The 23271-nt window shown below is 71.4% G+C and carries 13 protein-coding genes; 7 read left to right on the plus strand and 6 right to left on the minus strand.

Going from position 1 to position 23271, the window contains the following annotated elements:
• Window positions 1–79: 79 nt before the first annotated feature.
• Together ABZZ20_RS06050 and ABZZ20_RS06055 are read right to left on the minus strand one after the other, a co-directional pair.
• Window positions 80–511, minus strand: coding sequence for a hypothetical protein (locus ABZZ20_RS06050; protein WP_356867250.1), 432 nt, complete (start codon window positions 509–511; stop codon window positions 80–82).
• Between the two features lie 259 nt (window positions 512–770).
• A complete protein-coding gene (locus ABZZ20_RS06055) occupies window positions 771–2114 on the minus strand; it encodes an endonuclease domain-containing protein (RefSeq protein ID WP_356867252.1) in 1344 nt (447 codons plus the stop codon).
• A 376-nt stretch (window positions 2115–2490) separates the two neighbouring features.
• Between ABZZ20_RS06055 and ABZZ20_RS06060 the strand changes: the two genes are divergently transcribed.
• From ABZZ20_RS06060 to ABZZ20_RS06070, 3 genes are all read left to right on the plus strand, one after another.
• Window positions 2491–2928, plus strand: coding sequence for a hypothetical protein (locus ABZZ20_RS06060; protein WP_356867254.1), 438 nt, complete (start codon window positions 2491–2493; stop codon window positions 2926–2928).
• A complete protein-coding gene (locus tag ABZZ20_RS06065; protein WP_356867256.1) occupies window positions 2925–3674 on the plus strand; it encodes a hypothetical protein in 750 nt (249 codons plus the stop codon). Before ABZZ20_RS06060 ends, ABZZ20_RS06065 begins: the two co-directional genes overlap by 4 nt.
• A gap of 134 nt (window positions 3675–3808) precedes the next feature.
• Entirely contained in the window at window positions 3809–7210 is a 3402-nt protein-coding gene (locus ABZZ20_RS06070) for a hypothetical protein (RefSeq protein WP_356867258.1), read from the plus strand.
• Between the two features lie 31 nt (window positions 7211–7241).
• Here ABZZ20_RS06070 and ABZZ20_RS06075 read toward each other — a convergent pair whose 3' ends face one another.
• The 4 genes from ABZZ20_RS06075 to ABZZ20_RS06090 form a co-directional block, all read right to left on the minus strand.
• Window positions 7242–7514, minus strand: a complete 273-nt coding sequence (locus ABZZ20_RS06075; protein WP_356867260.1) for a winged helix-turn-helix domain-containing protein — start codon at window positions 7512–7514, stop codon at window positions 7242–7244.
• Between the two features lie 561 nt (window positions 7515–8075).
• Window positions 8076–13544 (minus strand): Ig-like domain-containing protein, encoded by a 5469-nt coding sequence (locus ABZZ20_RS06080; RefSeq protein ID WP_356867262.1) that lies wholly within the window; start codon window positions 13542–13544, stop codon window positions 8076–8078.
• Window positions 13545–14258: 714 nt separating this feature from the next.
• Window positions 14259–14414, minus strand: coding sequence for a hypothetical protein (locus ABZZ20_RS06085; protein WP_356867264.1), 156 nt, complete (start codon window positions 14412–14414; stop codon window positions 14259–14261).
• Window positions 14415–14603: 189 nt separating this feature from the next.
• A complete protein-coding gene (locus tag ABZZ20_RS06090; protein ID WP_356867266.1) occupies window positions 14604–14891 on the minus strand; it encodes a hypothetical protein in 288 nt (95 codons plus the stop codon).
• Window positions 14892–15101: 210 nt separating this feature from the next.
• Here ABZZ20_RS06090 and ABZZ20_RS06095 point away from each other — a divergent pair, with 210 nt between their 5' ends.
• The 4 genes from ABZZ20_RS06095 to ABZZ20_RS06110 are packed head-to-tail and all read left to right on the plus strand — an operon-like array spanning window position 15102 to window position 23255.
• Window positions 15102–16664, plus strand: coding sequence for a TIGR02677 family protein (locus tag ABZZ20_RS06095; RefSeq protein ID WP_356867268.1), 1563 nt, complete (start codon window positions 15102–15104; stop codon window positions 16662–16664).
• Window positions 16661–17899 carry a TIGR02678 family protein gene (locus ABZZ20_RS06100; RefSeq protein WP_356867270.1) on the plus strand — a complete coding sequence of 413 codons (1239 nt, stop codon included), beginning with the start codon at window positions 16661–16663 and terminating at the stop codon, window positions 17897–17899. Before ABZZ20_RS06095 ends, ABZZ20_RS06100 begins: the two co-directional genes overlap by 4 nt.
• Window positions 17896–22023 carry a TIGR02680 family protein gene (locus ABZZ20_RS06105; protein ID WP_356867272.1) on the plus strand — a complete coding sequence of 1376 codons (4128 nt, stop codon included), beginning with the start codon at window positions 17896–17898 and terminating at the stop codon, window positions 22021–22023. Before ABZZ20_RS06100 ends, ABZZ20_RS06105 begins: the two co-directional genes overlap by 4 nt.
• Window positions 22014–23255 (plus strand): TIGR02679 family protein, encoded by a 1242-nt coding sequence (locus tag ABZZ20_RS06110; RefSeq protein ID WP_356867274.1) that lies wholly within the window; start codon window positions 22014–22016, stop codon window positions 23253–23255. The genes ABZZ20_RS06105 and ABZZ20_RS06110 overlap by 10 nt, the downstream gene beginning before the upstream one ends.
• Window positions 23256–23271: the final 16 nt, after the last annotated feature.

Below are 23271 nucleotides of genomic sequence, written 5' to 3' on the forward strand. Positions count from 1 at the left end.
AACAAGGACCTCGACAATCCTCATTCTTGCTGGTCAGAGGCACTTTTCGCTTACCTGATCACCTGTCGGACACCGTGCTTCATGAAAGCACGAGGTTAGCGATCACCGTGAAGTCCCAGGTTGCTGCGCCGGGGACGTCCGAGCCGGCATCCAGGCGCCGCAGGACGAACGTCGGCTGTCGCAGCAGTACTCCGCACTGCGCCCGGATCGCCATCGTCTTCTGTCCCACGATCCGCCATGGTGGCTCCGGGCGCGTGTGGTGAACGTCGGAAAAGAGTTGGTCCCGCAGCTCCGAGTACTCAGCGGCCGTCTGAGCCAAGGCTCTTGTGTCCTCGGCCAGCTGACGTCTGGTGTCGCAACTGTCGAGCAGACCGGCCAGTGAGTGCAGTCTGCCCCGGATCCATGGCTTGAGGAAGCGGTCAAGGGCACCCAGCTGGTAGGCGTCCTCGGCAGTCTCGGCAACCAACAGCGCACCACGCGCCAAAGCCTGATGTCTGTCCGCGAGATCCATCAGCTCCCCTACCCGAGACGACAATCACCTCTCACCGTATCGATCAACAAATCGACAGCGAAGGCTGATCGGACAGAACGCGACGGTCCGTTGCAGTGACCCGTGCCCGGCACCCTTGGTGACGAGCAGCGCGCCGATCTTGTGACGCACACTGCGCCGCGGGACTCTGCTCTGCATTTCGCCGGGCGTGCGGGGGTGACCGTGTCGGGGGCTAGCAGCCGCGAGGTGACGGTGGGGTGTCAGGTCTGTCGGTGCCCGCTCAAAACAGTTCCAGGTCCTCGCCGCTGGTGTCCGCGATGACTGGCCGGAACTGGGCAGGGAGGCCGTCCAGGCGGTCAGGACCGGCCGCGGCGGCCACGGCAGGGGCCGTCTCGGCCAGCCAGGCACGAAACCGCTCGGCGGCTTCGCGGTAGGGGACTCGCGCAAGGACACGGTGCTCGCCGGAGGGGCAGAATTCGACGGCGACAGTGAGCAGGCAGGAACGGGGCGCGTTCTGACTGCCCGTCCAGGACACGCGCAGGACACCGCAGGGCTTGCGTCCACGGGGGGCGCGGTGGGTCGGGCGCAGCGATCGGCAGGCTATGTGGGCGGTCCATGCGGCGAGGTGCGGCAGAGGCAGAGTGGTGCGTGCGCGGCAGCCGGGGCAGCGGTGCCAGTGGCGGAGCCAGTCGTCGGTGTCGGTGTGGAAGAGGCGGGTGTAGCGGTTCGCCACGCGGATGTCGTTGCTGTACAGGTGGTCGGGGCGTTCCTGTGTGTTGCAGGACTGGCAGACTGGCGCGCGGACGTAGCCGTGTTCGTGGCAGTGATCGAGCACGGTGGCGGGCGCAGTGCGGCAGACGGCGCACGCCCACCCAGCCACCCTGCGGGAGGTACCGGGCTTCCTGCTGAGCACCGAATACAGCTGGCCTTCCAGCTCTTTGTCATACGGACGCAGTGAGGCGGTGGGGCCCTCGGGGCTCGGCGTCTGCCGACCGCCGACGTGCCGGGCCTGCCGGGGGTGGGAGGGCGGCTCGGTGACGGCTGCGCTTGCCTGGCGGGCCCGCGCGGCTCGCACCCACTGCGTTTCGGCGTGCTCGGCCGCGTCCAGCAGCCTGACCACGGCGCGCGGCAGCCACCACGTCCGCTGCGTCCCGTCGCGGGTCTGCTCCACGAGCATCTGTCGCCACTCGATCCCCGCCAGATGGTACGGCCGGCCGACTTCACCTCGTGCTGCCCGCTCAGGTCCGCCCAGCTCCTGAAGTTCCCCCGTGATGCGCTGGCGCCAACGCAGCGGCGTTTCGTCGTTGCGCTCCTGCCTCGGCGCCCCACGAAACGGACCGATGCGGACCAGGTCCTGCCGATCCATCCCCACCGCGTTCAGTTCCGCGGCCGCCCGGCGCACCTCAACCTCCGGAACACTCCACTGACCGCCGCTCGCCCTCACCGTCGCCACCACATGGCCGCCGAGCAGGACGTACCCCACCTGGGCACGGGCAGGAGAGCAGGTGAACGCCTCAGAAGCCGTCGGCACAGCACTGTCGGCCGTCAAGTCGACCCACAGAGCGTCCGCGGCAACCAGGCTGATCAGGCCGTCCGTGCGACCGGGCATGACACGCTCTGACATACCGACAGGCTACTGAGGTTTTCAGGGTGGCGTCGGTGGGGTGATAGCCAGGCCTGTGGACCCGGCGACGCCGTATCGAGCTGACCGACGCACGCACCGACCGCCGCCCGCCCGTACCCGGCACCCTTCCGCCGGCTTCCCCCAAGACGAGCCCGGGCGCGCGGTCTGCTCCTCGTCGAAGCGCTGGCCAGTCACTGGGGGACGACGTGCGCGGGCCCCTAAATCAAGACGGTCTGGTACGAGGTCGTCCCTCCGGTGACTGTCAGCGCCATCTGGCACGCTGCCGTGCATGACGTGGACGGCATTCAAGGAGCCTTTGCGCCCTCGGAGCGGGGAGGTCGAAGGCGTACGCTAACTCCCCGTCAGGAACTGCGACATGAGGTCGACTAGGGGCGGATTGATGCTGACGTGGATCGAGGCCGTGGCATCCGGGGCGGGCGGTGGACTGATCGCCGAAGCGGTCGTCACCTACGGACGTTTACGCGGCTGGCAAGAGGCGCGACATGCGGCGCGAGCTTCGGACACACCGCTCCCACCGCTCGGCAGGTTCATTGACCCGCTTGCCGACTCGCTCGCCGCACTCGTGCGCGTGGCGCTGGGAGGCGCGGCCGGGTGGCTGCTCCACACCGAGGTCACCGGAATCTACGCAGCGGTGACCGTGGGCGCCTCCGCCCCGGCCCTGCTGGCCCAGATCGGCCGTGCGACCACACCGGCCGAGGCGCTCCGCGCCCCCGGCGAAGCACCGCCGCAGACACCTTCGACCTCGGCGGATCACGGGGGAACGCCTCCCGTCCCGATGGAGGCGTCGTCATGACGTTCGGCTCGGTCGCCCGGCGCTCCTGGCGCTCGTTCACCGGCACCACGTACGCCCACCGCCCCCCGACAGGGGTTCGCGCCCGCGCGGGGTACACACTGTGGCAGCGGCTGTGGGCCTCGTTCATCGGCGCGGACCTGCCCTCCGCACCGCTCGCCACCGCGCCCGTCCTCCCGGGCGGCTACGCCGAGAAGCCCACCGGGAACCGGCATCCGGTTTCCGGGGCCGCACGCGATCGGTCACGCCCGCAGCCGCTTGCTGCGGGTTGGTTTCGTCTCCCACAGCTTCCGAAGACGGGCGGCTTGGCCGCCGCAGGAGGCGACACCGTGCTGCTGGAGGCGTCGTCCCCGGACGGCAGCGCCCGGTTTCTCGTGCGCAGGCACGGGGGCTCCGTCCCCGGGTACAGCCTGGAACTCGTCGTGCACGGCGTCGAGGGCGCCGCGCCACTGATGACGGCGGTCAGGTACGCGGACGGGACCGGTTCCGAGCGCGTGCTGCTCGTGCCTGTGGTGCGGGCGCGTTATGGCCCTGCTGCCTCGTACGTCCGGCTCCCGGGCTACGTCGGGCAGGGGTGGACGGCCTCCGTGACGGTACCCGTGGGTCCGGACAGTACGTGGGACGTCGCGGCGGTCACGTTGTCGGTCGGCGCTTCGCTCAATGACGCGACCCGTGATGCCTGGCGCGAGGTGCGGGCGCTGATTTCGGAGCCCGGTCTTCGTCGCGCCATTGACCAGGAGCTGCGGTGACGGGGGCAGCGGGACCCGGGCACCGCGCGGGTTCTCAGGAAGCAGCCCCCTCACAGGCTGTGGCGACGCGCCGGACGGGCCTGCGCCGGCGGACAACCCGTGGCGGCCCCGCGGCTCGGGCAACGGTCGAGAACGTGCTGGAGCGGGCATCGGGCCCGCAGGCCGCAGTCCGGGAGCTGTTGGGCGAGTCGGCGCTGTGGTGGAGCTGCTGCAGCGAGGCGGTTCGCGACGATCCGGCGTGGCTCGCCGGCCGCAGCTGCGAGGAACTGCGCGCCTGGCTCGGGGCGACCGCGCCGGACCAGGAGCGCGCGGCTGTGTTGCGAGCCGATCACGCCCTCCTGCTGGCCAGAGCGCTCGTCGCACCGAAGTGCGATGCCGAGGAACACGACGGCGCACTCCTACGACTGCTCGAAGCGTGGGAGAGCAGCGGACTGCTGTGCTCCGAGGCCGCTTCCGGGCCCGCGGAGCCCTCCGGCAAGGGACTCGCCGAACTCTCGCCCCGTCTCGCCGGCGGAATCGACACGCTCCTCCAACGGAGCCGGCAGCTGGGTCATGCCGCTGCTCCCGACGGGCCGTCGCCGGCTGCCAAGGGACTGCTGGTGGTCGCCGCGCTCATGATGGCGGGCGTCGCACCGCGCAGACGCCCTGTCGTGCGGGTCCCCGTGGTCTTCGGCCGCTCACCCGGACAGAGCGGGGAGGCCCCGGCCGCCAAGGGCGCCACCGGCATTCTGGAACTGCGCGAGTTCACCCCGGGACCGGCAGGGCTGTATCCCGACCCGCGGACGATGGACGGGGTGCGCAGCCCGAACGCCCAGTTCTCCTCCGCGCTGGCCACGGCCTGGCACCTGGCCGGTGCGCCGGCCGCGGGCCGCTGCGTGGTGTGGCGGATCATCCTGTCCGACGAACCCTCGGCCCCGGAACGGATCGAGGGGCCCTCCCTCGGCGTTGCCTTCGCGCTCGGGCTTCGCACCCTGCTGCGGAGCCGGTCCGGTGCGGGCCGGCTCCGCGACGTCTTCCGCGGACAGCGCCCGCGCACCGTGGTGACCGGCGCCCTCGACACGGACGGTCGCCTGCTCAGGGTCGCGGGCTTGGACGCGAAGCTGCTTGCCGCGCGTCGCAAAGGCTTCCGACTGGTGGCACCCGAGCCGAACCGGCTCGAAGTCTCCGCAACTGCTCCCCGTCCCGGTGACGTGAGGTTCGCCGCCACCCTGCGCGAGGCCGATCGGTACGCCCGACAGTTCCGCAGGGGCCGCATCGCCGTCACAGCGCTCGTCCTCGCCGCCGTGACGACGGGGGCGTTCGCCCTCCACCAGCGCGACCTCGCGCGGACCCAACAGCAGACCGCACTGATCAGCCAGGTCACCGCACGAGCGGACCAGCTACACGCCACCGACCCCTCACTCGCAGCCAGGGTCGACATCGAGGCGTATCGACTGCATCCCACCGGAGACCGCTACACACGCCTGGTCGAAGACGCGAACAAGCCGCTGTCCACCGTCCTGGGCGGTTTCTCCTCCAGCGTCCACAAGGTGGCATTCAGCCCTGACGGCCGTACGCTCGCCGCCGCCGGCCACGACGACGCCAAAGACACGGGCGTAGTGCGGTTCTGGGACATGACGAACCCGGCACAGCCCGTCCCGCTCGGCGAGCCCCTCCGGGTTTCCGGCATCGCCTGGATGGTGTTCAGCCCCGATGGGGGCACACTCGCCACATCCTCCGGCCCGCTCCCCGGCAACGCCGGAGTACGGCTGTGGAACGTCACGGACCCGGCCCGTCCCCGCCCGCTCGGCACCGCCCTCGCGCACACCGCCGGCGGCAGACCACTGGCGTTCAGCCCTGACGGGCACACACTGGCCACCGGCACCGACAGCTACACCGAGGAACAGCTGTGGGACGTGAGGGACTCCGCCCACCCGGTCCCGCTGAGTCAGCCCCTCAAGCACGCCTCCGCAGTCAACGTTGTCACCTTCAGCCCTGACGGTCGGTCCCTCGTCACCTCCTCCGTGGAAGGCGGAGCACGGATGTGGAACGTCACGGACCCCGCCCACCCTGTCCCGCTCGGCACGATCTGGACCGCTCTCGGCGCCGCGATGTTCACTCCGGACGGCCGCACCCTCGCCATCGGCCACGGCGGCGCCGTACAGCTGCTGAACGTGACGGACCCGACGCACGTGGTCGCGTGGGGCGGCCCGGTGACGAGTTACCTCGGCAACATCAGCGCGATGGCGTTGAGCGCGGACGGCCGCACACTCGCCACCCCCGGCGGAGAGCAGACGTTCCGGCTGTGGAACATCGCCGACCCCGCCCATCCGACGTCGATCGCCCCGCCTCTGGCCGGCCGCAACATGGCCGCCATGTCGTTCGCCCGCGACGGCCGCACGGTCGCCACCACCAGCGGTGACCGCACGGTGCAGCTGTGGCACCTGCCCACCGCCCTGCTCACCGGCCACACCAAAGTCGTCACCTCGACCGTGCCCGCTCCCAGCGGCCGCGTCCTCGCCTCTGCCTCCGGCGACAACACCGTGCGACTTTGGAACACCTCGGATCCAGCGCACCCCACCCCCCTCAGCATGATCAAGGACTTCAGCGACACCGTCATATCCCTGGCTTTCAGCCCCGACAGCCGCACCCTCGCCACCCTCGCCAACGGCGAGAGGCGCGTGATCCTCTGGAACCTCGAAGAGCCGACCAAGCCTGCCGTCCTCTCACAGATCAACTTCTCCGTGGGCTCTGGAACCGGCGTCTCGTCAGTGGGGTTCAGCCCCGACGGACGGACCCTCGCCACCGCCACCGGCACCGTCGTCGTCGGCGTCGGCGGCGAACACAGCGTGAGCCTCTGGGACGTGTCCGACCCGGTCCATCCCCGGCTACGCGGCAAACCGATCACCACTGACGGTGACGGCACCAGCAGCTGGATGCAGACCAGCTTCGTCTTCAGCTCCGACGGGCGCACCCTCGCCGTAGCCGGTCGCTATACGTCCGACACGGTGCAGTTGTGGGACGTGACCGATCCGGACCGTCCGACCCGCTCCGGGCCGCCCATCACCGGCGGCGCACGGTGGATGGCACTCAGCCCGGACGGGGACACCCTGGCCACGGTCAGCTCAACCCTGGTCAGTGGCGGCCCAGGAGACGGCGACGTCAAGTTGTGGAACATCTCCGACCACAACCACCCCACGCTCCTCGGGCCGCCGTTGAGCGGCTACACCAGCCGTGTCACCGCCCTGACCTTCAGCCCCGACGGGCACACTCTGGCCACCAGCGGAGACGGTGTGCGCCTGTGGAACGTCACGGACCCGGCCCACCCTGCGGCGATCGGCCAACGCCTCGCGATCAGCACTGCCGAACTCACCTCACTGGCATACGTCCCCCACAGCGCGACCCTGGCCACCGGCGGATGGGACAACACGGTTCGACTGTGGCCGCTGGCCTCGGACGAGAGCGTCCGACAGATCTGCGCCAACACCGATACCCCGACCCGCCCGCAGTGGCAGCAGTACCTGCCCATGCTCCCTTACCACTCCACATGCGGCTGAGTGGCTGCTGCCCCACTGCTTGGGCACAAGGTCACGTGGTCATGGTGGTGTTGAGGAGGGCGAGACCTGCTGAGCTGATGCTGTGCCGAACGTGCTTGTGATCGCGGGTGACGGCGGTGAGGCCGGCATGGCGGAGGATCGTTGCGTGCTCGCTCGCACTGGCGAGAGAGATCTTCGTATGCGCGGCGAGCTGGGTGGTCGTACAGAGTGCGTTGTCGGCGATCACGGTCAGGACGGTGGCTCTGGTACGGCCCAGCAGGGCGATCAGTCCATTGATCAGGCCACAACTGGGCGCCCAGTTCATGCTGTTGCAGGGTAGCGGCGAGGAGCTGCTGTGCGACGAGATGCCGCGGCTCGGGTGGAGTGAGGACCGGTTCGACCCAGCCGCGGCCCCGGAGCAGGAGCAGCCGCGCGGTCAGCAGGAGGGCTTCCTTCCGCGTGTACAGGACCGGCGTCCCCGTCCAGCCGTGGTACTCCGACCCTCGCCGGCACTACCGGCTCACGGTGACGCGCCTCATCTACCAGCTGACGCGGGAGGGAGAGGCCGCTGAGAGGCCCTGACCGCGTACGACGAGGCGCTGGGGCGGGTCCCGGTATCGCGGTCCACGCCGGGCAGCTCAGTTCCCGGAGCCCTCGACGAGTGCCTGGAGTTGGGCCGGGTCGGCACCATGACTTCCCCGTCGGTGCGGAGTCCGGCGACCACCGCAGCCGACCGGGGCGGCACCGAGTTCCTCGTCGGCGCCGCCCCGGCCATCTCTGGTACCACGCGTGTTCACGGTGGCCGCTGACCGGGGTGGCGGCTGCCGCCCCGGTCAGCCGGCCCCGCTCCGGCCCGTGGCTTCCCGGAGCGGTGACCGGCGTGCGGTCAGGGAAGGAGAGGGAAGAGGACGAGTGACAGCGGCGCCGACACGGAGGACGAGGCGTAGCAGCCCGTCCCTGCGAAGGACGCGGTGTAGTTCGACGCTGTGATCACCGTGCTGGGAACCGGCAGCGTCGGCGGGGCCAGTGTCGCCACCCCGCTAGCGTTGGTGAGCGCGGTCCCGAGGACGATGGGGCCGAGCACCGTGTTCGCCTTGAAGGTGACCAGTTGTCCCGCGAGTGGGGCGGCGCTGGAGGTGACCTTGAGCGTGGCGCTCATCGACGGGATGACGAACGTGCCGTTCACCCGCAGACGGATCTGCGCTGGGGCCGCAGTCAGCGTCGTGGGAACGGGGTTCACGGTCAGGTTCGCCGTCGCGGCGGAGGGGCTGTGGCAGGTGCCTCCGTTGTATACGGCGGTCACCGTGCCGCTGGCGCCCGCGGTGGTGGTGACGCAGGCCGTGCCGCTCCCGCCGAGCGTGACGGTCTGACTGAAGCCACCGGGACCGCTGAAGGTCACCGTCCCGGTGGGAGTGCCGCTGCCCGGCGCGATGGTCGTGACGGTGGCACAGAACGTCACCAGCTGGCCGCAGACCGCGGGGCTGGGGGTGACGGTGAGCGCGGTCGTGGTCTGGGCGTTGTTCACGGTCACCGGCGCGGTGCCGGTCGACGGGGTGAAGCATCCGTCGCCGTTGTAGACGGCGGTGATCGTGCCGCTGGTGAGGCTGCTGGTGGTGACGCAGGCGGTGCCGTCGGCGTCGAGGGCCACTGTCACGTTCAGTCCGCCGGGGCCGGTGAAGGTGATCGTTCCGGTGGGGGTGCCGCTGCCTGGTGCCACTGCTGTGACCGTGGCGCACACCGTCACGGACTGGCCACATACCGAGGGGCTCGGGTTCACCGACACGGTGGTGGAGCTGGCTGCTTGGTTGACGGTCACCGCCGCGGTGCCGGTCGACGGGGTGAAGCATCCGTCGCCGTTGTAGACGGCCGTGACCGTGCCGGTTCCCAGCGTGGTGGTGGTGACGCAGGCGGTGCCGTCGGTGTCGAGGGCCACTGTCACGTTCAGTGCGCCGGGGCCGGTGAAGGTGACCGTTCCGGTGGGGGTCCCGCTGCCGGGTGCCACTCCTGTGACCGTGGCACACACCGTCACGGACTGGCCGCAAACCGAGGGGTTCGGGTCGACCGACACCGATACCGCGCTCGACGCCGGGTTCACGGTCACCGACGCGGTGCCCGTCGACGGGGTGAAGCATCCGTCGCCGTTGTAGACGGCCGTGACCGTGCCGGTTCCCAGCGTGGTGGTGGTGACGCAGGCCGTGCCGTCGATGTCGAGGGCCACTGTCGTGTTCAGCCCGGGGCCGGTGAAGGTGACCGTTCCAGTGGGGGTGCCGCTGGCCGCCGCCGTCACCGTGGCGCACACCGTCACGCTCTCGCCGCATACCGACGGGTTGGGGTCCACCGACACGGTGGTGGAGCTGACCGCCTGGTTGACCGTCACGTCGAAGGTCCCGGCCGACCCCGCGAAGCAGGAGTCGCCGTTGTAGGTGGCCGAGTACGTGCCGCTGGTGAGGATGGTGGTGGTGGCGCAGGCGGTGCCGTCGGCGTCGAGGGTCACCGTTTCGTTCAGTCCGGGGCCGGTGAAGCTGAGGGTTCCGGTGGGGGTGCCGCTGCCGGGTGCCACTGCTGTGACCGTGGCGCACACCGTCACGGTCTCACCGCATACCGAGGGGTTCGGGGTCACCGACACGGCGGTGGTGCTGGCTGCTTGGTTGACGATCACCGGCACGGTGCCGGTCGACGGAGTGAAGCATCCGTCGCCGTTGTAGACGGCGGTGATCGTGCCGCTGGTGAGGCTGCTGGTGGTGACGCAGGCCGTGCCGTCGGCGTCGAGGGCCACTGTCGTGTTCAGTCCACCGGGGCCGGTGAAGGTGATCGTTCCAGTGGGGGTGCCGCTGCCTGGTGCCACTGCTGTGACCGTGGCGCACACCGTCACGGTCTCACCGCATACCGAGGGGCTCGGGTCCACCGACACGGTGGTGGAGCTGGCTGCTTGGTTGACGATCACCGGCACGGTGCCGGTCGACGGCAAGAAGCACCCGTCGCCGTTGTAGACGGCGGTGACCGTGCCGCTGGTGAGGCTGGTGGTGGTGACGCAGGCGGTGCCGTCGGCGTCGAGGGTCACCGTCTCGTTCAGCCCGGCCCCGGTGAAGGTGATCGTTCCAGTGGGGGTGCCGCTGCCGGGTGCCACTGCTGTGACCGTGGCGCACACCGTCACCGGCTCACCGCATACCGAGGGATTGGGGTTCACCGACACGGCGGTGGAGCTGGCCGCCTGGTTGACCGTCACGTCGAAGGTCCCGACCGAACCCGTGAAACAGGTGTCCCCGCTGTAGACGGCCGTGACCGTGCCGCTGGTGAGGCTGCTGGTGGTGACGCAGGCGGTGCCGTCGGTGTCGAGGGTCACCGTCTCGTTCAGTCCGGGGCCGGTGAAGGTGATCGTTCCGGTGGGGATGCCGCTGCCGGGTGCCACTGCCGTGACCGCGGCGCACACCGTGACGGTCTCACCGCATACCGACGGGTTGGGGACGACCAGCACCGACACCGTGCTCGACGCCTGGTTGACCGTCACGTCGAAGAGGCCGTCCGAGCCCGCGAAGCAGGAGTCGCCGTCGTAGGTGGCCGTGACCGTGCCGCTGGTGAGGCTGCTGGTGGTGACGCAGGCGGTGCCGTCGGTGTCGAGGGTCACCGTTTCGTTCAGTCCGGGGCCGGTGAAGGTGATCGTTCCGGTGGGGGTGCCGCTGCCGGGTGCCACTGCTGTGACCGTGGCGCAGATCGTGACGGTCTCGCCGCATACCGACGGGTTGGGGACGACCAGCACCGACACCGTGCTCGACGCCGGGTTGACCGTCACGTCCAGCGAGCCCGTCGACGGCAAGAAGCATCCGTCGCCGCTGTAGACCGCAGTGACCGTGCCGCTGGTGAGAGTACTGGTGGTCAGGCACGCCGTGCCGCCGGCGTCCAGCCCGACGACCTGAGTGCTGCCGTCGGGCAGCAGGAAGCTGAGGGTTCCGGTGGGGGTGCCGCTGCCGGGTGCCACTGCTGTGACCGTGGCGCAGATCGTGACGGTCTCGCCGCATACCGACGGGTTGGGGTCGACCGACACCGATACCGCGCTCAACGCCGGGATGACCGCCACGTCCAGCGAGCCCGTCGACGGAGTGAAGCATCCGTCGCCGTTGTAGACGGCGGTGATCGTGCCGCTGGTGAGGCTGGTGGTGGTGATGCAGGCGGTGCCGTCGGCGTCGAGGGCCACTGTCACGTTCAGTCCGCCGGGGCCGGTGAAGGTGATCGTTCCGGTGGGGGTGCCGCTGCCGGGTGCCACTGCCGTGACCGTGGCGCAGACCGTGACGGTCTCGCCGCATACCGAGGGGTTCGGGTCGACCGACACCGATACCGCGCTCAACGCCGGATTGACCGCCACATCCGCGGTGGCGGTCGACGGCAAGAAGCATCCGTCGCCGTTGTAGACGGCGGTGATCGTGCCGCTGGTGAGGCTGGTGGTGGTGATGCAGGCGGTGCCGTCGGCGTCGAGGGCCACTGTCACGTTCAGTCCGCCGGGGCCGGTGAAGGTGATCGTTCCGGTGGGGGTGCCGCTGCCGGGTGCCACTGCCGTGACCGTGGCGCAGACCATCACGGACTCGCCGCATACCGAGGGGTTGGGGGTCACCGACACGGTGGTGGTGCTGGCTGCTTGGTTGACGATCACCGGCACGGTGCCGGTCGACGGCAAGAAGCATCCGTCACCGTAGTAGACGGCGGTGATCGTGCCGCTGGTGAGGCTGGTGGTGGTGATGCAGGCGGTGCCGTCGGCGTCGAGGGTCACCGTCTCGTTCAGCCCGGGGCCGGTGAAGGTGATCGTTCCGGTGGGGGTGCCGCTGCCGGGTGCCACTGCTGTGACCGTGGCGCACACCGTCACGGTCTCACCGCATACCGAGGGGTTCGGGTCGACCGACACCGATACCGCGCTCGACGCCTGGTTGACCGTCACCTCGGAGGTGCCGGTCGACGGCAAGAAGCAGGTGTCGCCCGTGTAGAGGGCGGTGACCGTGCCGGCTTCCAGTGTGTTGGTGGTGACGCATGCCGTGCCGTCGGTGTCGAGGGTCACCGTTTCGTTCAGCCCGGGCCCGGTGAAGGTGATCGTTCCGGTGGGGATGCCGCTGCCGGGTGCCACTGCTGTGACCGTGGCGCAGACCGTGACGGTCTCGCCGCATACCGACGGGCTCGGGTCGACCGACACCGATACCGCGCTCAACGCCGGGATGACCGCCACGTCCAGCGAGCCCGTCGTCGGCAAGAAGCATCCGTCGCCGTTGTAGACGGCGGTGATCGTGCCGCTGGTGAGGCTGCTGGTGGTGACGCAGGCGGTGCCGTCGGCGTCGAGGGCCACTGTCACGTTCAGTCCGCCGGGGCCGGTGAAGGTGACCGTTCCAGTGGGGGTGCCGCTGCCGGGTGCCACTGCTGTGACCGTGGCGCAGACCGTGACGGTCTCGCCGCATACCGAGGGGCTGGGGTCCACCGACACCGATACCGCGCTCGACGCCTGGTTGACCGCCACATCCGTGGTGCCGGTCGCGCTGGCGTAACACTCGTCGCCGCCGTACGAGACGGTGACCGTGCCGGTCTCCAGCACGGTCGTGGTGACGCACGCCTCGCCGCCCGCGTCCAGGGTCACCGTCTCGTTGAGCCCGCCGGGACCGGTGAAGGTCACCGAGCCCGACGGGTTGCCGACGCCCGAGGAGACCGGCGCCACGGTGGTACAGAGCGTCACCGTCTCGCCGCACACCGACGGGTTGGGGACGGCTGAGACGGCGACCGAGACGGGCGCCTGGTTGACGACGTGGACTATCAGGGCGGAGTTCGACCCGTTGAAGTGCGTGTCGCCGGCGTAGAAGACGGCTACCTGGTGGAAGCCGACGCCCAGGTCGCTGACGCTGACCTGTGCCTGCCCGTTCACGTCTACCGGGGCGGTCAGCACCGGACCGTCGTCGCTGATGATGAAGGACACCAGCCCGGTGGGGGTTCCCGCGCCCGGCGGTACGGGGGTCACCTGTGCGGTGAAGGTCACCGTCTCGCCGCAGACCGAGGGTTCGGGGTCGATGGCCAGCGTGGTGGTGGTCTGCGCGAGGGTGACCTCCTGGGTGTCCGCACCCGTGGACGGGGTGTACTCGGCGTCGCCCGAGTAGTTGGCCAGCACCCCGTGGAGACCGACCTCCAGATCGCTGGTCGTGTACTGTGCCTGGCCGCTCAGGTCGAGCGGCACCGTCGTGACGGACACGCCGTCGACGACGAATTCGACGCTGCCGGTCAGGGTGGGGCCGCCAGCGACTTCCGGTTGGACGGTCGCGGTGAAGACGACCGACTCGCCGAAGACGGATGGATCCGGTGCTGAGGTCACGGTGGTGTTCGAACTGGCCATGGTATGGCTCCCTTTCGGATGGCCCACGAAAGCAGGGTGATTTCCTTCTCCCGTATGGCGTGGGGACCGAGCGCGGAACGTACGCGAACACGCTCGTGCGGCGTTCCGGTAAGAGCCCTTATCCAGGCGGAGTCGGGAACATCACCTGCTGATATCAGCAGTAGGCATTCCGAATGGGGCCTTGGGCTAGATGGGCGAACGGAATGCCACCCGTTCAGCTCAGCGCACTCAGGCGCGTGAGAGGCGGTAAACCCGGATCGCCCGGCGCCCTGGCGCACCCTTCTCGCCGTGCTGCTCCGTGGTAGATGAAAAGGCTTCCCTTTCCGCCGTCTTTGCCGGGCGCACAACCGGGCAAGTTCGGGGCGTACTTGCGCGCCCGCGACAGTCCGGCGGACTCGTGGACGGAAAGTGGAGGACTTCACGCTGAGACGAACCGCGGTATTGCTGCGCGGTATCCGGAATTCCGGGGTTGCCACGGCACGCCGCAGCCCCTCGGTACACCGGCTGTCCGGTGTGCCGAGGGGCTGCTGATGAGGGTGTCGCCCTTCCGGCGGTCCGCCGAGGTGGGAGCGGGGTGCATACCGGGTCCGCGCCGCGTCATCGGCGCGGTGGTGCGGTGGTGCGGTGCGGCCTACGGTCCTTTGTACGTCCGTCGCGCCCCTGCGGGGGGCGCGTCCACGTGGGCCGGGCCGCTGCCCGGGGCTGACGGCGGTACTACTGGCGGACCGCCGTGATGGAGCCGCGCCCGCCCGCCCTCCTGTTGGCGGCGTCCGCCTCCTGTCGCGTGGGGTACTGGCGTGTGACCCCGTTGGGGAGGACCAGCCGGTAGACGATCGTGGACCGGCCGGCGCGTCCGCAGTTGCATGCCATGGTCTTCCTCCTTCTGTTCGGCCGCTCCGGCGGCCGGTCAAAGGGGCGGGCCGGGGGAGTTCCGGGGCAGGGTCGAGCCCCCGGCTCGTTCCCTATACCCTTTATCCCCGGGCATCGCAAGCCGACACTCGCCGCCACATAGTCATATATATGCGCGGCGGCGATGGTGAGGATTTCCCGACGCAGCCGTCAGTCAAGCCAGTTGGCTGCCAGGCCGGTGAGGTAGGAAAGGGTAAGCGTCATGGCGCCCGCCTGGAACCACGTTTCCTCACCGGCCCAGTGGGCGAGCGTGGTGACGGCGCCCGCGACCCAGATGCTGACGCACCATCCGCAGGTGACCAGATACGCCGGGTGGGAGTCTTCGCCGAAACGGTCGGCGACCCGGGAGCGGAACCCCGCAGCGAGGGCGTCCTTGGTGAGGAATCGTGTGACGCGACAGACCGTTCCGAGCGACAGGAGGAAGACCAGTGCACTCATGGAATTCATCGTAGGGTTTCCGCTCCCCGCTCCTCTCGCGTTTCCTCGAATCAGGCCGGAAGGCCGGAGCGGCGGTGAATGCCGGGAAGCGCCGGCGTGCCGCACGAGCCGGGAATGCGCGCCCCGCGGGGGTCGGCGGCGCGGGTGTGAATCAGCCAAGTGGCTTCGTCTTCGTCTGCGGCTTCGGTGGCTGAGGGACAATGGCCGGCGATGACCGTTACCACCAGCGCCCCGGGACCACGACCGGACGGCTACAGCCCCTTCGCCCATCTCACCGTGCAGAACACAGCGTTCTACCGTCAGGTGATGCGGGTGTTCGTCATCGCCAAGGAGCGGTTCGCCGTGCACCTGCGGCCGGAGGACGTGCACGCCGCGCTGCCGGCCGAAGCGCGAGCCGTTGAGTTGGACGTCGTGGTCAAAGCGCTGGACAGTCTCGTCGGCTGGGGGAACCTGCGCGCGGATCCCGATACCGCGCGCGTGACCGCCGTCGAGGACTTTTACCGCAAGCGGTTCATCTACCAGCTCACCTGGGCCGGAGAAGCAGCCGAGGAGGCGCTGGGCGTCTACGACGAGGCGCTCGGGCGGCGCGGCGCGCTGCAGGCCGTCGCCCTGCACGACATCGTCACCCAGCTGAGGGCCCTGCTCGTGCTGGCGGCCGAGGAACAGCCGGATCAGGCCAAAACTCACCTTGCGCTTGACACGCTGGCGAGTCGGTTCGCCGCTCTCGCCGACAACGCCCGTGCCTTCATGGGGTCCTTGCAGCGGACCATCGACCTCCACGACGTCGAAGAAGAGGTCTTCCTCGCCTACAAGGACCGGCTCATCCAGTACCTGGAGCGGTTCATCCAGGACCTGATCACCCTCGGCGGGCGCATCGTTCGGCTGATCCTGGAGCTGGAGGACGCCGGGAGCATCGAGCCGCTGCTGCGGGCCGCCGCCGCCCGTGAGGCGGCCGACGCCTCGCCGGAGGAGACCGAGCACGCCGAGCGGGAGGCGTACGAGCGGTGGGCCGGGCGCTGGGCCGGGCTCGCAGCGTGGTTCATCAGCCGGGAGGGGCGCGAGTCACAGGCCAGGCTGCTGCGCGGCCGGGCCCTCGGCGCGATCCCCCAACTGCTGTCCGTCGTACGGTCGCTGAACGAGCGCAGGGCCGGGCGATCGGACCGGTCCGCCGACTTCCGTACCCTAGCCCGCTGGTTCGCCGAGGCCCCCGACGACGACGCGCGGCACCGACTGTGGCGCACCGCCTTCGGGCTGTACCCCGCCCGACACCTCACGGTCGACGCCGACACCCTCGCCGCCCGTGCGGCGCTGCCGGTCCCCGCCGCCACGCCGTGGGCCGACGCCGAGCCGCTGCAGATCAGCCCCCAGCTGCGCCGTACCGGCAGCTACGAGAGGCGCGGCAAGCCCCGCAAGGTCGAGGACCGGCAGGAGTCGCGCCGCCTGCTCGCCGAGGTGGCAGCCAAGCAGACCGCCGAGATCGCGGCGGCACGCGCCAGGCTCGTCACCGACGGCATCACCCGGCTCTCCGGACTCGGCGAACTCGACCCCGTGTCCTTCGGGCTCTTCCTCCAGCTGCTCGGTGACGCGCTGGCCACCTGGCGGCCCGGAATGCGGCACACCGTGGCCACCAGCAACGACGGTTCGATGGAGATCCGGCTCAGCGCCCTCGCCGACGGCGGCACCGCAGAGATCCGGACCCCCGGTGGGGCGTTCCGCGGTCCCGACCACCTCATCGAGATCATCGATCTCACGGACGGAGACGGCGCCCGATGAGCAGTACCCCCCTCGCCGAGGTACTCGACGGGCAGCACGCCGCCGACCTGCGCAAGGCGGCCCGCGCGCTGCTCAAGCAGCCCCTCCTCCTCGCCCGGGGCCGCTACGCGGACGAGTTCCGTCTTGTCCGCCGACACGCCTCCGAGCTCCGCGAATGGTTCGACCGGAACACCGGCTGGTCCCTCCAGACGGATGCCGAGGCCGCCCGCCTGCGCAAGATCCCCGGCGTCCTCACCGATCCCACCCACCCCGCGCGCGAGGTGACCCGTGCAGCCGCCCCCTTCACCCGCCGCCGCTACGTCCTGCTCTGCCTCGCCCTCGCCGCCCTCGAACGCGGCGAGGCCCAGATCGCCCTCGGCCGCCTCGCGCATCAGGTCGTCCTCGACGCCGCCGACCCGCAGCTCGCCCGGGCGGGCATCCAGTTCACCCTGGACCGCCGCGACGAACGCCTCGACCTCGCCGCCGTCGTAAGGCTCCTGCTCGACCTCGGGGTGCTGCGGCGCGTCGCCGGCGACGAGGAGGCGTACGTCAGCGGTGCCGGCGACGTCCTGTACGACGTGGAACGGCGGGTGCTGGCCGGCCTGCTCGCCGCACGCCGCGGCCCCTCCACCGTGCACGCCGACACCCTCCCGGACCGCCTGACCGAACTCGTCGCCGAGACCGCCCTGGACAGCGACGAACTGCGCTTCCGTGCGATACGGCGCTCGCTGACCCGCAGGCTCCTGGACGACCCGGTCCTCTACTACGACGAGCTGAGCGATGCCGAGCTCGGCTACCTCACCCGGCAGCGGGGCTTTCTCACCGCGCGCATCACCGAGCTGACCGGACTGGTCCCCGAAGTGCGCGCCGAAGGCATCGCGATGGTCGACCCCGACGACGACCTCACCGATCTCCGGATGCCCGAGCAGGGCACCCACGGTCACATCACGCTGCTGCTCGCCGAGCACCTGGCCGCGGCGGGCGGCCCCGTCAGCGCCGACCAGTTGGCGCTCCGGGTCCGGGAACTCGCCGCCGAGCACGGCGGATTCTGGGCCAAGTCCGCAAGGGAGCCGGGCATGGAAGCCGAACTCGTGGCACAGGCGGTCGCCCGGCTCGCCGCCCTCGGGCTGGTCTCCCGTACGGCCCACGGCGTGGCGCCGCGCCCGGCCCTCGCCCGGTACGCGATCGGCGAGACCCTCGTCATCGGACCGGGCACCGCACGTATGCCCGCGCAGCGAAAGGCCAGCAAGCCGTGACCCGCCTCCCCGAACCCCTGCGATCCCGCTGGCAGCCCCTGCGCATCGGACTCGTCGACCTCTTCCACTACGACGTGGAGGAATTCCACTTCCGGGACGGGCGCCTGCTCCTGCGCGGCAACAACGGCACCGGCAAGTCCAAGGTGCTCGCCCTGACCCTGCCCTTCCTGCTCGACGGGGACCTCGGCTCGCGCCGCGTCGAACCCGACGGCGACCCGGGCAAGCGGATGGAGTGGAACCTGCTCCTCGGCGGCGAGCACCCGCACCCCGAACGGCTCGGTTACACCTGGATCGAGTTCGGCAGACTCGACGACAACAGCGGCGAGCGGCACTTCCGTACGCTGCTCTGCGGACTCAAGGCCGTCAGCGGCCGGGGCATCGCACGCCACTGGTACGCGCTCACCAGCCAGCGCGTCGACCACGGCCCGGGAACACCCGCGGCGGAGTCCATCAGCCTGCTCGACGGCACCGGCACGGCCCTCTCCCGGGACCGGCTCGCCGAGGCCGTCGCCGGCCACGGCATGGTGTACGACCAGGCCAAGGCCTACCGCAGGGCCGTCGACGAGGCACTCTTCGGACTCGGCGAACAGCGGTACGGCGCCCTGGTCGACCTGCTCATCCAACTGCGCCAACCGCAGCTGTCCAAGCGCCCCAACGAGGCGGCCCTGTCCCGGGCCCTCACCGAAGCCCTGCCGCCCATGGACCAAGCGGTGATCGCCGACGTGGCCGAGGCCTTCCGCTCCCTGGACGAGGAGAAGGAGGAACTGGCTGCGGCCTCCGCCGCCGAGCGGGCCGCCACGGCCTTCCTGGACCACTACCGGCGTTACGCCCGGATCGCCACCCGCCGGCGCGCCCGCCTCCCGCGCGGGGAACACTCCCGCTACGAGCACCTTCAACGCGACCTCACCGAGGCGCAGTCCCAGCAGACCCGCGCCCAGGAGGCGAGGGCGGCGGCCGAGGAGCGGATCGCCGCCCTGGAAGAGACACTGGCGCGCCTACGGGCCCAGGACGCGGCCCTGCGCGAGGGCCCCGAGATGCGCAGCGCCCGGGAGCTGGAGCAGGCAGCCCGGACGGTGGAGCGGACCACCCGCGCCCTGGAGCGGGCCCGCGACGACAGGGACCAGGCCGCAGGTCTGCACACCCGAGTCCTCGGGCGGCTCGGCGCAGCCGAGAACCGGCTGCGCACCGCGGGTCGGATGGCCGAGGACACCTTCCGCCAGGCACACGAGGCGGCTGCCGCCGCACGGATCGAGCTGCCCGGGGACGACGGACTGCCCGAGTCCGAACTGCGGCGCTCGGCCGAGGAATCGACGGACCGCGGGCATCGTGCGCTCGCCCACGTGGAGGACCTCGCGGAGACGGCCGAGCGCGCGGCCGACGGGCAGCGCCGGGCATCCGTCCGCCTCGACGAGGCCGATACCGACCTCGACCAGGCCACCACGGCGCAGGTCCAGGCGGAGGAAGGCGCCGCACGGGCGGGGCAGGCCCTCCTGGACGACGTACGGGAACACGCCCGCGCCTGGACCGAGCTGGACCGCGCCGACCTGGCCGGCCTGCTCGACGAACTCCAGGAGTGGACACGGCACCTCGACGGCCCCTATCCGGCTCGTGCGCACGCAACCCGGGCCCACGGCGCCGCCTCGGCACGACTGGCCGACCAGGCGGCCGAAGCAGCACGCCGGGCCGCGGAGCTCATGGCACGCACCGGCCGGGTCCGCGAGGAGATCACCGCGCTGGAGGCCGGCGGCCAGCGGGGCCCTCAGCCCCCGCCCACCCGCACGCCCGGCCTGCGGGAGCGGCTTTCCGGTGCACCGCTGTGGCGGCTGGTGGACTTCCGCGACGGCCTCCCGGAACAGGAGCGCGCCGGACTGGAGGCGGCGTTGGAAGCCTCCGGACTGCTGGACGCCTGGGTGCTCCCCGACGGCTCCGCCCTCGCCGCGGACGGGCACGACGTACTCCTCTCCCCGACGACCGGACCGGTCACCGGACCCTCGCTCGCCGCCCTGCTGTGCCCGGCCGTGGACGGCGGCGACGCGCAGGCCGCAGCGGTCGGCGAGAACACGGTGGCACGGCTGCTCGCCGCCATCGGCGCGGGAAGGGACGGCGGAGCAGGCACCTGGGCGGGGACGGACGGGCGCTTCCGCATCGGCACGCTGACCGGCCGCTGGACCAAGCCCGCCGCCGAGTACGTCGGCGAGGGCGCCCGGGAGGCGGCGCGACGGGCCCGCATCACCACCCTGCGTAGTGAACTCGACCTGCTCCAGCTGGAGTCGGAGTCGGTCGTGGCGCAGATCGAGGAGCTGGCCGTGCGCCGCCGCACCCTCGATGCCGAGCTCGCCGGCGTACCCGACGAGAGCCCCCTCACCCGGGCGCACGCCCAGGTGACCGCCACCGCCGAGTCGGTGCGCCGGGCCCGCCTGCGGCGCGAGGAGCGTGCCGCCGACCTCCTAGAGGCCGCCGGGCGGGCCGAACGGGCCGCCACCGAACTCGCCGAGACCGCCGGCGCACTGGGCCTGCCCGCCGACCGGGCCGGTCTTGCCGAGGTACGCCGGGCCCACGGCTCCCTCGCCGTGGCCTTGGCCGCACTGTGGCCGACCCTGCGCGAACGCGGCGAGGCGGCCCGCCGGGCGGAGGAGGAGCGCGCCGAGGCCGCGCGGGCGGGGGAGCGGACCGCCGAACTCACGCTGCGCGCCGAGGAGGCCGGGCGCGAGGCGGCGGCAGCGGACGAGCGCCAGACCACGCTGCGCTCCACCGTCGGCGCGGCCGTCGCCGAACTCGAACGCCGGCTCACCGAGACCGCCGAAGCCCTGCGCGCCTGCGACGTGGACCAGCGGCTCACCCGCAAGCTCCATGCCGAGGCGGACCGGGAGGCGAGCAGGGCCGAAGGCCGCATCGAGCAGTTGGAAAAGGGTCTCGCGGAAGCCGCCGAGGCGCGCGCGGAAGCCATCGCGGGACTCCAACGGTTCACCGCCACCGGCCTGATCGCGGTCGCCCTGCCGGACCTCGCGGTGCCGCCCGCGGGCGACGGCCCCTGGGCGGCCTCCCCGGCGATCGCGCTCGCCCGCGCCATCGAGTCCGGGCTGGCATCGGCCGACGACTCGGACGGCGCGTGGGAACGCGTACAGCGCCGGCTGAGCGAGGAACTCAAGACCTTGCAGGACACCCTCTCCCGGCACGGGCACACCGCCTCCGCCCGGATGGTGGAGGATGGCATGGTCGTCGACATCGTCTACCAGGGCCGCGAGCGTGCCGTACCCGAACTCGCCGAGGCACTCACCGCCGAGGTCGGCGAACTCACCCGCATCCTGTCCGCCCACGAACGGGAGATCCTCGAAACCCACCTGATCACCGAGGTGGCGGGCACCCTCCAGGAACTCATCGGAGCCGCTGAACGACAGGTGCGCGACATGAACGCCGAGCTGGAGAACCGCCCCACGTCCACCGGAATGAAACTGCGCCTGGTCTGGCGGGCCTCCCGCAAGGCCCCGTCCGGCCTCGCCCCGGCCCGTGAACGGCTGCGCCAGTCCGCCGACGCCTGGACGCCGGAGGACCGGACGGCGGTGGGCGAGTTCCTCCAGGCACAGATCGCCCGGCAGCAGAGCGACGACACCTCCGGCAGCTGGCTCGAACACCTCACCGCCGCGCTCGACTACCGTGCCTGGCACGAATTCGGGGTCGAGCGGCACCAGCACGGCCGCTGGGTCCCCGCCACCGGCCCGGCCTCGGGCGGCGAGCGGGTCCTCGCCGTGTCCGTACCGCTGTTCGCCGCCGCCTCCTCGCACTACGCGAGTGCGGGTAGCCCGTACGCTCCGCGCCTGGTCACCCTCGACGAGGCGTTCGCGGGCGTGGACGACGACTCGCGCGCCAAGTGCCTGGGCCTGCTGCACGCGTTCGACCTGGACGTGGTGATGACGAGCGAACGGGAGTGGGCCTGCTATCCGCAGGTACCCGGCGTCGCCATCGCCCAACTCTCGCGGATCGACGAGGTGGCTGCGGTACTCGTGACCCGCTGGGAATGGGACGGCACCCGGCGGCTGCGCCGCGAGGACCCGGTGCGGTCGCAGCGTACGCGTCCGGAAGCGCCCGCCGAGGCGACGGCCGCAACGGAACCGCTGTGGACCTGACTTCCGCCACCGCCCCGGTCGACGATGCCCGACTGCGCCGCCTGCTGGGCGACCCCGGCCTCGACTGGCTGGTCGAGCGGGCGCGCCGGCGCTTGGAGCGCGGACAGCCCCTCACCGGTCCGGTTTCACTCGGCGCGCCCACTGCGGCCCAGCGGGCATCGGCGGAGCGGCTGCTGGGCCGCTCCCCCGGGAGCGGACGCTCCCTGACCGTCCGGCTCGACGAGGTGGACGCCGTCCTGCGCCGCTCCGGGATCAGCCCCGACGGCCTGTCCGCCGCCGTGGCCGCGCTCACCGGGCCGATCGTCCTGCTCGGCCCGGCCCGTGCGGCCGAGGCACGGGCCTGGCAGGAGGCGTACGCCGTGCTCGACGCCCTCGCGGAGGAGGTTCCGGCCCTTGCCGGCTGGGCCGACCGGATACGGGGCGACGGCCTGGTACGACGCCTCGCCGGTACGCCTGCCGCGGCCCGGGACCTCCTCGGCGGAGTCGCCACTGCCCTCCGCGCCCTCCCCGTGGACCCGCCGGTATCGCTTCCCGCCTTCTCGGCCCGGCTGTTCGGCCATGCCCACGCCCTGGACGACGGCACGCCCCTGGCCACCCTCACGCTGGCCGGAATCCGCGCGCTGACCGGCTTCCCCGACGGCACGGGCGCCGAACGGCGCCGGGAGGCATGGGCATCGGCGGGCCTGCTCCGCGACGAGCTGTCCTCGACGGTCCTGACCCTGAACCTGCGGGGCACGCCCGCCCTGGACTGGATGGCCGACGCGGGCGAGCCGTCCGTCCTGACCCTGCGCCAGCTCGTCCGCTGCTCCCCGCGCGTGCCCGCAGCGGCGCTCCGCATCTGCGAGAACCCGGCGGTGCTCGCGGCGGCAGCCGATGTGCACGGCCCGCACTCCGCGCCGCTGGTCTGCCTCCAGGGCCAGCCGTCGGCCGCCGCCCTCGCCCTCCTGCGCCACCTGCACGAGGGCGGAGCGGCACTCCTCTACCACGGGGACTTCGACTGGGGCGGCCTGCGCATCGCCTCCGCGCTCCTGCGCCGCGTCCCTTGGCGGCCATGGCGCTACACGGCCGCCGACTACCGGGCGGCGGCGCTCGCCCGACCGGGGGGCCCGCCCCTCACCGGTCGGTCGGTCGAGGCTCCCTGGGACCCCGAGCTGCCCCGAGCACTGGAGGAACGGGGCGTCCGCGTCGAGGAGGAGACGCTCCTCGACGTCCTCCTGTCCGACCTGGCGTGATGTCGGGGCCGGGAGG

Source organism: Streptomyces sp. NPDC006430, assembly GCF_040612395.1.
In the GTDB taxonomy this organism is placed as follows: Bacteria; Actinomycetota; Actinomycetes; order Streptomycetales; family Streptomycetaceae; genus Streptomyces.